Origin of the sequence: Streptomyces sp. NPDC007088 (assembly GCF_042869355.1) — a bacterium.
Taxonomy (GTDB): domain Bacteria; phylum Actinomycetota; class Actinomycetes; order Streptomycetales; family Streptomycetaceae; genus Streptomyces.
The window spans coordinates 112,888-126,910 of the sequence record NZ_JBIAFO010000011.1 but is presented as its reverse complement, the minus strand read 5'-3'; the positions used below and the strand labels follow the sequence as shown (position 1 = coordinate 126,910).

Annotated in this window: 10 protein-coding genes; 8 read left to right on the top strand and 2 right to left on the bottom strand. The window is 72.5% G+C overall.

Annotation, left to right across the window (positions count from 1 at the left end):
* Positions 1–2: 2 nt before the first annotated feature.
* Both ACFYMP_RS19250 and ACFYMP_RS19245 read right to left on the bottom strand, forming a co-directional pair.
* Positions 3–974: a zinc-binding dehydrogenase gene (locus tag ACFYMP_RS19250; protein WP_388858617.1), complete on the bottom strand. Its 972-nt coding sequence runs from the start codon at positions 972–974 to the stop codon at positions 3–5.
* 112 nt (positions 975–1,086) lie between these two features.
* Positions 1,087–2,559, bottom strand: coding sequence for an NAD(P)/FAD-dependent oxidoreductase (locus ACFYMP_RS19245; protein WP_388858614.1), 1,473 nt, complete (start codon positions 2,557–2,559; stop codon positions 1,087–1,089).
* Positions 2,560–2,768: 209 nt separating this feature from the next.
* Between ACFYMP_RS19245 and ACFYMP_RS19240 the strand changes: the two genes are divergently transcribed.
* From ACFYMP_RS19240 to ACFYMP_RS19205, 8 genes are all read left to right on the top strand, one after another.
* The gene (locus tag ACFYMP_RS19240; RefSeq protein ID WP_388858611.1) at positions 2,769–4,145 is read left to right on the top strand and encodes an aspartate aminotransferase family protein; all 1,377 of its coding nucleotides are present in this window, start codon (positions 2,769–2,771) and stop codon (positions 4,143–4,145) included.
* Positions 4,142–5,797, top strand: coding sequence for a GMC family oxidoreductase (locus ACFYMP_RS19235; RefSeq protein WP_388858608.1), 1,656 nt, complete (start codon positions 4,142–4,144; stop codon positions 5,795–5,797). Before ACFYMP_RS19240 ends, ACFYMP_RS19235 begins: the two co-directional genes overlap by 4 nt.
* Position 5,798: 1 nt before the next feature.
* Positions 5,799–6,155 carry a YciI family protein gene (locus tag ACFYMP_RS19230; protein WP_388858605.1) on the top strand — a complete coding sequence of 119 codons (357 nt, stop codon included), beginning with the start codon at positions 5,799–5,801 and terminating at the stop codon, positions 6,153–6,155.
* Positions 6,156–6,948: 793 nt separating this feature from the next.
* Positions 6,949–8,190 carry an MFS transporter gene (locus ACFYMP_RS19225; RefSeq protein WP_388858602.1) on the top strand — a complete coding sequence of 414 codons (1,242 nt, stop codon included), beginning with the start codon at positions 6,949–6,951 and terminating at the stop codon, positions 8,188–8,190.
* 155 nt (positions 8,191–8,345) lie between these two features.
* Complete coding sequence (locus ACFYMP_RS19220; protein WP_388858599.1) at positions 8,346–9,599, top strand: cytochrome P450; 1,254 nt, start codon at positions 8,346–8,348, stop codon at positions 9,597–9,599.
* Positions 9,600–9,993: 394 nt separating this feature from the next.
* Entirely contained in the window at positions 9,994–11,157 is a 1,164-nt protein-coding gene (locus ACFYMP_RS19215) for an epoxide hydrolase family protein (protein WP_388858596.1), read from the top strand.
* A 211-nt stretch (positions 11,158–11,368) separates the two neighbouring features.
* Positions 11,369–12,694 (top strand): FAD-dependent oxidoreductase, encoded by a 1,326-nt coding sequence (locus ACFYMP_RS19210; RefSeq protein WP_388858593.1) that lies wholly within the window; start codon positions 11,369–11,371, stop codon positions 12,692–12,694.
* A gap of 74 nt (positions 12,695–12,768) precedes the next feature.
* A complete protein-coding gene (locus tag ACFYMP_RS19205) occupies positions 12,769–13,953 on the top strand; it encodes an acyl-CoA dehydrogenase family protein (RefSeq protein ID WP_388858590.1) in 1,185 nt (394 codons plus the stop codon).
* Positions 13,954–14,023 lie beyond the last annotated feature (70 nt).

Below are 14,023 nucleotides of genomic sequence, written 5' to 3'. Positions count from 1 at the left end.
AGTCAGAAACGCAACAGGACCTTGCCGCGGTAAGCGCCCTCAAGCTGTGCCCGCGCCGCCGGCACGAGTTGCCCGAGACCCTCGATGATGGTTTCACGTACGACGACCCTGCCACTGGCGACCAGCGCGGGGAACTCCTCCTCGAAGAGCGGGAACAGGTCCCGGTGGTCATCCGTGGTGAAGCCGCGCAGGGTCAGCCGCCGTTCCACCACCAGATCCATGTTCTGGACGCTGTGCCTGCTGCCCGTGCGCAGCTGCTCGGTCCAGCCGCACAGCACGATGCGCCCGTGCACGTTCATGGCGGAGACGGCCGCTTCGAGCTGCCGGCCACCGACGTTGTCGTAGTACACGTCGACACCGCCGAGGTCCGGCCATCCCTCGTGGTAGTCGAACGCGGCGTCGAAGCCGAGTTCCTTCACGACGAACTCCGCCTTCTCGGCGGACCCCACACTGCCGATGACCCGGCCGGCCCCGCGGACCCGGGCCAGTTGCCCGGCCATGCCGCCCACCGCGCCTGCCGCGCTGGAGACGACGACGGTGTCCCCCGGACGGACGTCGATCTGGCGCAGCCCCACGTAGGCCACCACCGCCGAGCTGAGGTGATGGGTCAGCGAGGGGTACAGGTCGCGGTCCACCACCCGGAACTCCGCCGCCTCCGCGACGGCGTACTCGCGCCAGGCGAGGCTGTGCAGGACCACGTCGCCCGGCCGCAGCGCGGGACTCGCGGACTCGACGACCTCGCCGAGCGCGTGCCCCCAGGGGACCTGGCCGAGTTCGTAGTCCGGCACCTCGGGGGGTTCCACGTCCTGCATCCGCATCAGGAGGCCGGGGTCGATCGCCATGTACAGGTTGCGGACGACCGCCTCACCGGGGCGAGGGGCCCGCACCTCCACCTCCGTCATGAGGAGTTCACCGGGCACCGGCAGCGTGCCCGGTGGCCGGGCGATCAGACGGATCTCACGACTGGTCGTCATGTCGCGTCACTTCCTTCGGTTTGCCGGGGCCTCCGGCGCACGACCTCGACGGCCGTACCCGGGGCCGGAAGGGATACGTGGCCGGGGCCGGCCCACCGCGCCGTCACGGGCCTCACGCGTGCGCCTCGTGGTGGCGCCGCGCCGCCTTCAGGTAGCGCGTGACGGGGTGCCGCTCCGGGTCGGGCGAGAACACCACGGTCAGCAGGACGTCCATGTTGAGGGCGACGGGGGTGTCGAACAGCCCGTAGTACTGGCGGGCGATCCGCCGGTAGTGGTCGTCCAGCGGCGAGGTGCCGCCGTAGCCCGCCGGGAGGTGCAGTCCGTCCTCGAAGCCTCCGGACACCGCCTGCATCGCGAACTCCTCCACCGACACCTCCGGCGTCATGGTCTCGATCGGTGCCCGCTCCGGCGCGAACAACGGCAGCCGGTCCGCGAGGGCGCCCTCCCCCAGCAGGTCGTCGGCGACCAGGCGGGCGATCACCGGTGAGCAGTGGAACCCGTCGCGGTAGGTGCCGGTGGCCACCACCAGGCCACTCAGCGAGGTGCGGCCCAGGAGCGGGAAACCGTCCGCCGTCGCGGGCCGGTTCCCGACCAGCCACCGCTCGATGTCGGACTTGTAGATGCCCAGGTCCAGTTGCTCGTACGCACACACCGACAGGAACTCGCTCTGCCCGAGGTCCGCCCTGGTCTGCGCCACTTCGTACAGCGCGTTCGTCGCACCGAGGTACTCCACGCCGTCGCCGAGCGGCACCACGTGCAGACCACAGGCACCGGCGCGCGTCGTGGTGCGGACGACCCCGGAGAAGCCGGCCCCCTCGGTGCGCCGCGTCAACGCGGCGATCCCCTTGCCCGCGTACATCATGGGCACCGCGCCGGAGGGCAGCACGTCGAGCAGCCGGCCGCTGAAGGCGCCCGCGGCCACGACGACCGTCCCGGCCTCGATGATGTCGCCGTCGGCCAGACGGACCCCGGTGGCCCGGTCACCCGTGGTCAGGACCTCCGCGACCTCGTTCTCCTCGCGTGTCACGCCGAGCGCCACAGCGGCCGACTCCAGCGCCCTCAGGACGCGCCGGGCGTCGATCCCGCCCTCCCTCGGCACGTGCACGGCGCGCAGGGGCCGCGCCTGGGGAACCGGGTTCAGGCCCGGTACGTCGCCCGGGTCGATCTCCTCGTGAGGCTCCCCGAACTTGGTCAGGGCCTCGCGGAAGGCGCTGTAGTTCAGGTCGTCGAGCCGGCCCGAGACGGCGTTGGATATGACGGTCGTCCCCTGCGCGAAGGAGCGGCGCAGCGCGGTGTCCCCGGAGTCCGCCGCGAGTTGGTCCATCCAGGACGGCCACCGGTCGAGAGCGTCGCGACAGAGCTGGAACTTGGCCTCTCCGGCGGCGGACCGCAAGGTGTACTGGGTCACCTCGCCGAAGGTGTTGAGCATGGCGCCCGCCGCGGTCGACGCGGCGCCGCTGCGGTGCCGGGGACCGCACACCGCGACGCGGAGGTTCCCGGGACGACTCGCCAGTTCGTAGGCGATGGACAGGCCGATGACACCGTTGCCGACGACGAGCACGTCCACCGGCTGATGGGCGGTCATGTGGTACCCCCTGCTGGGTGCGAGAATCAGTGCTCCCAGAGCATCCCCACCCCCGCGCCGGCACCGCATCTTCCGTCGTGCGGTGGTCGGTTCGGCCCCGCCCGGCCGTCTTGGCAGGAGCGCACTCTCAGAGAGGTCCCGCCCGCCGGGCCGACCCTACGATCCCCACGAGGGCGGCTTCGACGCCTCAGCGACAAGGGACGGGGCTCATGGTGGCAAAGACGGTAAGCGGCACCACACTTCAGACGTCGGCCGGCACGCTGGAGGACCTGGACCGGGCTCATCTCGTGCACCCCCAGCAGTCGGGAGACCACCCGGACCGGCTGATCGTCGTCCGCGGCTTTGGCTGCACCGTGTGGGACGCGCACGGCAGGGAGTACCTCGACATCGCCGGGGCCGGCAACTGGGCGTGCCAGGTGGGCCACGGGCGCGCCGAACTCGTCGCCGCGGGCGCCGAGCAGAGCGCCCAGCTGGCCTACTTCTCCGGTTTCTACGGCTACTCCAACGACAAGGCGGTCCAGCTCGCGACGCGGCTGGCCGGACTGGCCCCCGCCGGGCTCGACCACGTGTTCTTCACCTGCGGCGGCTCGGAGGCGGTGGACAGCGCCATGAAGATCGCCCGGCTGTACCACAGTCACCGCCACGAGCCGGAGCGGACTTGGTTCATCTCACGGCACTTCGGCTATCACGGCTCCACCTACGGCAGTGGCACGCTGACCGGGTTCCCCGACATGCACGAGGGGATCGGTCCCGGCCTGCCGCACGTCGAGAAGGTCTCCCCGCCGAACCCGTACCGGGCGGGCGAACTGTACGGCTCCGAGGACCCCACCGCCTTCCTGCTGCGCGAGCTGGAGGAGACCATTCAGCGGATCGGCCCCGGGAAGGTGGCCGCCATGATCGGCGAGCCGGTCATGGCCGGGGCGGGCGTGCTCGTGCCCCCCGCCGACTACTGGCCCCGGGTGCGGGAGCTGCTGAGCCGCCACGGCATCCTGCTGATCGCCGACGAGGTGGTGACGGCGTTCGGGCGGTCGGGCCACTGGTTCGACTCGCCGGCGCGCGGCATGTCCCCCGACATCATCACCGCCGCCAAGGGGCTCACCAGCGGGTACGCTCCGCTCGGCGCGGTCCTGATGCGCGGCGAGGTGGCCGAGACCGTCGCCGGGGCCGGCGTGACCTTCGGCCACGGTCACACGTACTCGGCCCATCCCACCGCCTGCGCCATCGCGCTCGCCAACCTCGACGTCCTCGAACAGGACGGCCTGATCGACCGGGCCCGGGTCGTCGAGGGCTGGCTGCGAGAGGACCTGGCGCCCCTCTCCCGGTTGCCGAGGGTCGGCGATGTCCGGGTCGTGGGGGCGATGGCCGCCGTCGAACTGGTGGCGGACCAGGCGAGTCGCGAGCCGGTGATGGGAGAGGCGGTCTCGGAGCGCCTACAGCACGAGCACGGGATCATCCTGAGGGCGTACGGCCAGAACGTGGTGCTCTGCCCGGCGCTGGTGATCGAACGGGCGCAGATCCGCCGCGCCGTCGACGCTCTCGCCGAGGTCCTCCTGCGGCTGGGTCCCGACGGACGGGTGGCCGTATGAGCGAGGTCAGCGACTACGTCGTCGTCGGCGCCGGCTCCGCCGGCTGCGCGCTCGCCGCCCGGCTGAGCGAGGACCCCGAGGTCAGCGTCTGCCTCGTCGAGGCGGGCACGGGGGTCACCGACGAGACCACCCGGGTGCCGCTGTACGGCGGGCGGCTGCTGCGTACCGGGCTGGACTGGGACTACGACACCCACGCGGAGCCCGAACTGCACGGCCGGCGCCTCTTCCTGCCCCGTGGCCGGGTGGTGGGCGGCAGCAGTGTCCTCAACGGCATGATCTACGTCCGGGGCAACCCGCTCGATTACGACGGCTGGGGACAGCCGGGCTGGAGCTTCGCGGAGCTGCTGCCGTACTTCCTGCGCGCCGAGGACAACGAACGCGGGGCGAGCCCGTGGCACGGCGTCGGCGGCCCCCTCACGGTCTCGGACGGCCGCTCCAGGAACCCGGGCAGCGGCGCCTTCGTCGAGGCCGCCGCGGAGGCCGGGTACGCCCTCAACGACGACTTCAACTCCGGCCGGCAGGACGGGTTCGGCGCCTACCAGCTCACGCAACGGGACGGCGAGCGGTGCGGCAGCGCCACCGCGTACCTGGACCCGGCCCTCGACCGGCCCAACCTGAGGGTGCTGACGCATGTCGCGGTGCACCGGATCACCTTCGACGGCGACCGGGCCTCGGGCGTCGTCGGCTCGCGGCTGGACGAACGGATCGAGGTGCGGGCCCGCCGCGAGGTGATCCTGTGCGCCGGCGCGTACAACTCGCCGCAGCTGCTGCTGCTTTCCGGCATCGGCCCGGCGGCCGACCTCGCCGCTCTCGGCATACCGGTCCGGCTGGACCAGCCGGAGGTCGGCCGGAACCTCCAGGACCACCCGACGGTCAACATGGTCTTCGGCCACTCCCGGCCGGTCAGCCTGTGGACCGGGAACGATCCCCGGCACGTGCGGGAGTACGCCGAGCACCGGCGGGGGCCGTTGAGCTCCAACGTCCCGGAGGCCGGCGGGTTCGTCCGCACCAGGGCCGAACTGCCGGCGCCGGACGCGCAGTTCCACGTGGTGCCGCTGATGATCGTCGACGGGGGGCTGGCCGCGCCCACCGGGCACGGGATCACGTTCGGCCCCTGCCTGCTCCAGCCGCGCAGCCGCGGCAGCGTCACCCTCGCCTCGGACGACCCCACCGCCAAACCCCGTATCCGGCACAACTACTACCAGGACGAGGCGGACATGGAGAACATGGTGGCCGCTGTGCGGATCGGTCTGGAGATCGGCCGGCAGGCCGCTCTCGCGCCGTACACCGAGCGGCCCCTCCAGGTCCCCGCGTCCGCGCGCGAGAACGACGTACGGGCCTTCGTGCGGCGCCACACCGAGACCCTGTTCCATCCCTCCGGCACGTGCGCGATGGGGACGGTACTGGACGAGGAGCTGCGGGTCCGCGGTCTGGAGGGTCTGCGGGTGGTGGACGCCTCGGTGATGCCGACCGTGGTACGGGGCAACACGAACGCGCCGGTCATCGCGATCGCCGAACGCGCGGCGGACCTGATCCGCGGCCGTGCGCCGACGGGATCGGCGGACTGGGCGGCGGGCCGTCGATCCGAGGCCGGCTCGTTCGTCGTAGGTACAGGCGGGCCGGAACCGGCCCCAGGACGACAGGACGTGTGAGATGGCGAAGTACCTGCTCCTCATCTACGGGGACGAGCAGACCTGGGAATCGATGTCCGAGCGGGAACAGAAGGAGGTCGAGGCGGGGCACGCCGCGTTCACCGCCGCCGCGGGCGACGCCGTCCTGGCCGGTCACGAGCTGCTCCCGACGACGACCGCGACGACCCTGCGCGGCAACCCGAACGGCCGCCCCACACCGACCGACGGCCCCTTCATCGAGGCCAAGGAGGCACTGGGCGGCTACTACGTCGTGGAGGCCGCCGACCTGGACGCCGCCATCGCCCTCGCCGCGCGACTGCCCGAGGTCGCGGTGGGACACAGCGGCGTCGAGATCCGGCCCGTCAACGAGCCGGGATAGCGCAGGAGCGGCTTCGCGTGGGCGAGGCCCCCGAGAACACCGGCCGCACGCGAGCCGTCGCGCGGGCGCACCGCCGCGAGTGGGCCGGAGTGCTCGCCGCGACGGTGCGCGTCACGCGCGATCCGGACCTTCCCGGGAAGTGCGCGCAGGACGCCCACGCGCGGGCGCTGCGTGCCTGGGTCACCAGCGGTGTCCCGCACCGGCCGGGCGCCTGGCTCACCGCCGTCGCACGCGACCGCGCGAAGGACGTCCCGCGGCGGGAGCCGGTGCCGCGCTCGACGCCCCTGCCCGTCACGTCCGGGAGCGGATCGTCGCCGGACCGCGGGACGGAGCGGGCCCGCGGGCGGTCGGCGACGGCCCCTTGCGGTTCGTCTTCACCCGCTGCCACCCGGCGCTCTCCCGGGACGCCCAGGTGGCGCTGCCCCCGCGCCTGGTGGGCGGACCGTCCACGACGGAGGCGGCACACGCCTTCCCCGTCCAGGAATCCGCGAGGGCCGCACGCGTCGCGAGGGCGAACAAGGAGAGCGGTGGTGCCCGGATCGCCTGCCGGGTGCCCGCCCTCGTCCTCCTCACCGACGCCCGCCGCGACACCCGCGCCCGCGAGGACGAAGCACTCGTCCTGCCCTCCGGACAGGACCGGACGGGGTCGCGCCCCGCACGAGCGTCGTCCGGGGACGCGTCACACGCTGACCGGCACACCGGCGGCCCGGGTCGCGCACTGTCGATTCACGCCTCACCCGTTCGTCGCTCATAGGTACGGACCCGACCGGGCGTCAGGCAGAAAGGCAGCGGAATGCGGGCAGAGCGAATGTCCTCCACCATCAGGCCGGCACGGTGGGCGGTAACGGCGATCTTCGGGATCAACGGGGTGCTGATCGCCAGCCTGGCGGTGCGCACCCCCTCACTCAAGCAGGACCTCGGCCTCAGTGCGGCACAACTGGGCCTGGTGTCGGCGCTGTTCGGAGTGACCGGGGTGCTCACCATGCAGGTGACCGGTGCCCTCACCGCACGGTTCGGCAGCAAGGCGGTGGTCCGGGTCGTCACTCCGGCCCTGCCCGTTCTGCTCCTCGGCATCGGGGCCGCGCCGCAGTACCTGGGGATGGCCGTACTACAGATGGCGTTCGGCGCGGTGAACGGCATGCTCGACGTGAGCATGAACGTGCACGCGGTCGCGGTGGAACGGGCGGCGAAGCGGCACATCATCAACGGCTGCCACGGAGCCTGGAGCGTCGGCTCGGTCATCGGCGCGCTGCTCGGCTCGGGCGCCGCCCACATCGGCATGTCCCGGGGTGGGCACTACGCCGTACTCGCCGTGGTCCTCACTCCCGCGGCCCTGGTGGCGGGGCGGTTCCTGCTGCCCACCGAACCGGAGAAGGACACCGCGGCGGCGGCCCCCGCGCGGCGCGGCTGGTCCGTGTGGCGGACCGGGTGGACCCGGCAACTGCTCGTGTTCGGCGCGATGGGCGCGACGGTGCTGACGGCCGAGGCGGCGGCCGCCGACTGGAGCGGGGTCTTCCTGCACGACGTGCGGCACGCGACCCTCGGCCTGGCGGGGCTCGGATACGTCGCCTTCGCGGCCTGCGAGACCTCGCTGCGTCTGGTCGGGGACCGGATACAGGCCCGGGTGTCCGCGAGGCGCCTGCTGTTCTGGAGTGGTCTCACCGCGACCGCGGGCATGACCGTCGTGGTGCTCAGCCCGTGGCCCTGGCTCGGCATCGCCGGGTTCGGCGTCACGGGGCTCGGCCTGGCCACGTCCCTGCCCGTGCTGTTCGGGCTGGTCGGTCACCTCGGTGCGGAACAGGCGGGCGGCGACGCCGGCGCCGCGACCATGGTCTCGCGCTTCACCACCATGACGTACACCGGCATCATGATCGGCCCCGCGATCATCGGCTGGGTCGCCCACCTCGTCGGCCTCACGTGGACGCTGACGCTCCTGATCCCGTTCCTGCTCGGCACCGCGGTCGCGGCCCGCACCGTCGACCTCACCGGACGGCGTACCGAGGCGGCGCCCGCGGACGCCGACGCCGCCCAGTAGCCCGGCCCCCTGACTGGGCAATCTCAGAGATCCAGCCGCGGCGGTCGCGGGCCTACCGTGAAATCGATCGAGCGTCGACCCGGACGGGGCCGCTCGACCTACGCCCGCTCGACATTGCGGCGATTCCACGAGACCCATCCGCAGGGAGGAACTCCATGGCTGAAGCCGTGTGCCCCTACGCCATCGACCCCCAAGGCACCGACACCCACGCGGAGACCAGCCGGCTCCGTGAGCAAGGCCCGATAGCCCGGGTCGAGCTCCCGGGCGGTGTGCTCGCCTGGTCGGTGCACAGCTACGAACTCGCCAAGCAGATCCTGCTCGACGAACGGTTCTCCAAGAACCCGCGCCGCAGCTGGCCCGCGTACATGAACGGGGAGATCCCCCGCGACTGGCCCATGATCAGCTGGGTGGTCATGGACAACATGGCCACCCACGACGGCGCTGACCACGCGCGTCTGCGCAGGCTGCTCCTCAAGGCCTTCACCACCAGCCGCGTTGAGGCCATGGCCCCGCGTATCGAGGTGATCGTCGACAAGCTCCTCGACGAGATCGCCGCCACGGACCCGGAGCAGACCGTGGACCTGAAGCTCCGCTACTGCCAGGCGCTGCCCGCCGAGTTGATGTGCGAGCTCTTCGGGGTTCCCGAGGAGGCCCGCGCCGACGTGCTGCGCGGGGGCCACGTCAACGTCGACACCCGGATCACTCCCGAAGAGGCCGAGGCCAACGTCGACCAGTGGGAGAAGGCCATCGCCGACCTCGTCGCGTACAAACACGCGGTACCCGGCGACGACCTGACCAGCGCCCTGATCGCCGCCAAGGAGGAGGACGGCTCGCACCTGAGCGACTCGGAGCTGATCGGGACCCTGCACCTGATGCTGGGCGCCGGCTCGGAGACCATGGTGAACTCGCTCACCTACGCCATCATCGCGGTCCTCGACGATCCCGCGCTGCGCGAGAAGCTGACGCTCGGCGAGATCGGCTGGGAGGACATCGTCGAGGAGACGCTTCGGGCCGAGTCCCCCGTCGCCCACCTGCCGTTCCGTTTCGCCACGGAGGAGTTCGAGCTCGGCGGGGTGACGATCGCCAAGGGCGACGCGGTGCTGGTCGACTACGCGGGCATCGGCCGGGACCCGGCCGTGCACGGTGAGACGGCCGACGTCTTCGACGCCACCAGGGCCGACAAGACGCACCTGACCTTCGGCCACGGTGTCCACTACTGCCTGGGCGTAAGGCTGGCCAAGGTGGCCACGCTGATCATGCTGCCGGCCCTGTTCGCCCGTTTCCCCAAGGCCGAACTGGCGGTCCCGCGAAGCGAACTGGAGCCCCAGGGCAGCTTCATCATGAACGGCCGCAAGAACTGCCCGGTGTACCTGGGCGGTCGCGCGGCGGCCGGCCTCCAGAGCGTGTGACCGCGGGTCCCGACCCACAGAGGGGGTGACCGCGGGAAGCGCCCACAGAGGGTGCGACCGCGGGTAGCGACCCACAGAGGGTGCGACCGCGGGTAGCGACCCACAGAGGGTGCGACCGCGGGAAGCGACCCACAGAGGGTGCGACCGCGGGAAGCGACCCACAGAGGGTGCGACCGCGGGAAGCGACCCACTCGCGACGTCCCGACGTCCGGTACGGCGCTTCCCCTCCTTCGGGCGCGGAGCCGCGACGCCGGACCTCGCGAGCTTCCGGTACCCCTTCCGGCCACGACGCCCGGACTGGTCCGTCCGCCGTGCCGGGACCGGCCCCCGGGCAGCCGGTCCCGGCGCCCGCGTGGGGCTGTCGCCCCGCGCCGTCAGAACAGAGGAGCACGGCATGCAGCCCTTCCGCCTGGAGATCCCCCAGGCCGCCCTGAACGACCTTGGCCGGCGCCTCGGTGCCACCCGCTGGCCGGACGGGCTGCCGGAACCCGGCTGGAGCCGCGGGGTACCCCAGGACTACCTCAAGGAACTCGCCGAGTACTGGCGCACGGAGTACGACTGGCGCGCGGCCGAGGCCGAGCTGAACGCCCTCGCACAGTTCACCGCCGAGATCGACGGCGCCCGGGTGCACTTCCTGCACGTCCGCTCGCCCGAACCCGACGCCGTGCCCCTGATCCTCACCCACGGGTGGCCCGGTTCGGTCGCCGAGTTCCTCGACGTCGTGGGGCCGCTCTCCGATCCCCGTGCCCACGGTGGCGACCCCGCCGACGCCTTCCACCTCGTCATCCCCTCCCTTCCGGGCTTCGGGCTCTCCGGCCCCACTCGTGAGCCGGGCTGGGGCGTGGAGCGCATCGCCCGCGCCTGGGCGGAGCTGATGCGGCGGCTCGGCTACACCCGCTACATACCGCAGGGCGGGGACATCGGTGCGTGGATCTCGCTGGCGCTCGCGGGGCTGGACCCGGAGCATGTGCGCGGAGCGCATGTGAACTTCCTGATCACCGATCCGGCCGGTGGCGACGGCACGGAGGAGTTCGGCCCCTCCGACCTGGACCGCCTCCGGCGGCTGGCCGAGTTCGTGGAGAGCGGCTCCGGCTACATGCGGCTCCAGGCCACCCGGCCGCAGACGCTCGGCTACGCGCTCACCGACTCCCCGGTCGCCCAACTGGCCTGGATCGTGGAGAAGTTCCGGGAGTGGACCGCATCGGCTCAGGCCCTGGAGGACTCCGTCGACCGCGACCGCCTCCTCACCAACGTCATGCTCTACTGGCTGACGGCCACGGCGGGCTCCTCGGCCCAGTTCTACTTCGAGATGGCCGAGGCCCTTCCGACCGCGCCCGCCCGGCCCGAGCGGGCCGCTCCGCCGGGCCCGGCCGTACCCCTGGGCGTGGCCGTGTTCCCGCACGACTCGGCCCGGCCGGTGCGGCGGCTGGCCGAGCGGGCCTTCCCCGGGATCGTGCACTGGAGCGAGTTCGACCGGGGCGGGCACTTCCCGGCCCTTGAGGAGCCCGGCCTCTTCGTGGCCGACCTGCGCGCGTTCCTGCGGACCCTACGGTGCTGAGCCGGCGCCGGGACCCCTCGGCCGGCCGTGCGAGACCCGGCCGGCGGAGCACAGCGCGCGGCGCACGGCCGCCCGCGGCGGGTGGGCACCGGGGAAGAAGGAACTCGCCCCCGTGGACCGGAAGATGACCAGCAGACCAGGGCCAGAGCGTGACGGCCGCCGGGGGCGGAACCACCCCCCGGCGCTGGAGCGCGGCCCGGAAAGGACCACCGTGAGCACCTGCATCGGAGACCACGCCGTGGTACTCGGAGCGAGCGTGGCGGGACTGCTGTCCGCCCGTCTGCTCGCCGAGCGGTACCGGAGGGTGACGCTGGTCGACCGCGACGTCCTGACCGGGTCCGGTCCGCGGCGTTCGGTCCCCCAGGGACGGCACATCCACGGTCTCCTGGGCAGGGGGCAGCAGGTCCTGGAGGAGCTGTTCCCCGGCCTGACCGGCGAACTCGGCGCCATGGGAGTGCCGGTGTGCGACTTCGGCACCGGACTGGGCTGGTATTTCGGGGGACGCGCGATCGAGAGGACACGCACCGGGCTGGTCTGCGTGTCGGCGGAGCGGCCCCTGCTGGAGGACCGGATACGCGCCCGTGTCCTCGCCCTGCCGAACGTGACGAGCCGGGAGCGGACCGACATCGTCGGGCTCACGACCTCACGGGACCGCGGGCGGGTCACCGGTGTCCGCCTGCGGCCGGCCGGGGGTCAGGAGGGCGTCCTCGACGCCGACCTCGTGGTCGACACCACTGGCCGCGGCTCGCGCGCCACCCGCTGGCTGACCGAGCTGGGTTATCCGCGCGTCCGCGAGGAGCGCATCAGGATCGACCTGACCTACACCACCGTCGACTTCGCTTCTCCGCTGCCGGTCGACCCGATCGGAGACGGCGCCGCCCTGGTCTGCGTGGCGAATCCGGCCAGCCCGCGTGGGGCGACGCTCGCCCGGCTGCGTGACCGGTACTCCCTCTCGATGTACGGGCTGCTGGGCCAGGCGCCGCCCACCGACCGCGCGGGTTTCCTGGATTACGCGGCCGGCCTGCCGGTACCGGAGATCCACCGCGCCGTCCGCGACGCGAAGATGCTCGACGACCCGGTCTCCATGCACTTCCCGGCCAATGTCAGGCGCCGGTTCGAGAAGCTGGACGACCTGCCCGACGGCCTGCTGGTGCTCGGTGACGCGGCCTGCGTGTTCAACCCCGTCTACGCCCAGGGCATGACCGTCGCGGCGGTGGAGTCCCTGGTACTGCGCGACCATCTCGACCGGGGACGGCCGCCCCGGCCCCGGGACTTCTTCCGGGACCTGGCGGCGGTGATCGACGCCCCGTGGGACATGGCGGTGGGCGGCGATCTCGGCCACCCCGGCGTCCAGGGACGCCGGGGCCTCAAGGTCCGCTGGGGGAATTTCTACATCCCGCGCCTCCAGGCGGCCGCCGCGAAGGACGGCGTCCTCTCCGACGCCTTCCTGCGGGCCGCCGGGATGGTGGACCCGCCACAGGCCCTGATGCGTCCCAAGGTCGCCCTCCGGGTTCTGCGGGGAGCCACCTCCTCGTGACACCACGGCGGCCCTTCCGGCACATGCCACCACCGGCCGGCCCCGTCGGCCGGCCCGGACTCAGAGGAGTGAACGTGACGACCACGACCACCGCACCCCCCGACGTGGACCTCGCCCAGCGCGTGGCGCAGACCCTTCCGGTCCTGAGGGAACACGCCGGATGGGGCGAGAGCAACCGGCGCCTGCACGAGGAGACCCTGGAGGCGCTCTCCGGGGCCGGCGTCTTCCGCATGCGGATACCGGCCCGCTACGGCGGCTACGAGACCGACGCCACCACCCTCCTCGACGTGGTGGCGGAGATCGCGCGGGGAGACGGTTCGGCGGCCTGGACGGTGTCCGCCTGGTCCGTCTCGGCCTGGCTCGCGGGCCATTTCCCCGACCACGTCCAGGACGAGGTGTTCACCCCCGGGGCCCGCGTGTGCGGTGTGCTCAGCCCGAGCGCGACCGCCACCCCGGCAGGCGGCGGCGACTACCTCGTGAACGGCCGCTGGGGGTTCGTCAGCGGCGCCCACCACAGCCAGTGGCAGGTGGTCCTCGCCATGGCGCCGGCGCCTGACGGCACCTCTCAGTGGCCGGTCATGGCCGTGGTGCCCATGTCCGGACTCTCCCTGCTCGACGACTGGCACACCATGGGACTGCGCGCGACCGGCAGCGTCACCACCGTCGCCGAGAACGTCCGGGTGCCCGCGGACCGGGTCGTGCCGCTGGTCTCGGTACTGCGGGGGGAGTCCGCCTCGCAGGCCAACCCGCTCTCGCCCGTGTACCGCAGCCCGATGATCCCCACGGGCTGTTCCACGTTCACCGGCCCCGCCGTCGGGATGGCGAGGGTCGCCCTGGAGTCCTTCATGGCCCGGCTCGACCGGAAGATGACCTACACGGACTACCCGAGCCGCCGGGACGCGCCGGTGACACACCTCCTCGTGGCGGAGGCGGCGATGAAGGTGGAGGAGGCCGAGTCGCACGCCTCCCGGCTGGCGGCGCTCACGGACGCCAAATGCGCCGCGGGAGAGGAGTGGAGCCAGGAGGAACGCGTCCGCTCCCGCGCCTACCTGGGACGGGTCTTCCACCTCGCCGACGAGACCGCCTCCCTTCTGGCGGCGGAGGGCGGCGGCTCCTCGATCCGCACCTCGGAGCCGCTTCAGCGCGTGGCCCGCGACCTGCGCGCACTGAGCACACACGCCCTGATGCACTCGACGACCAACGCCGAGCTCTACGGCCGGGTCCTGTGCGGACTCGAACCGAACACCATGTACGTCTGACCCGGTCCGGGCCTCCGGAGCAGAACAGGCCCGGCCCCGCGCACGTCGCCACGATCCGCGAGCGAGGCCG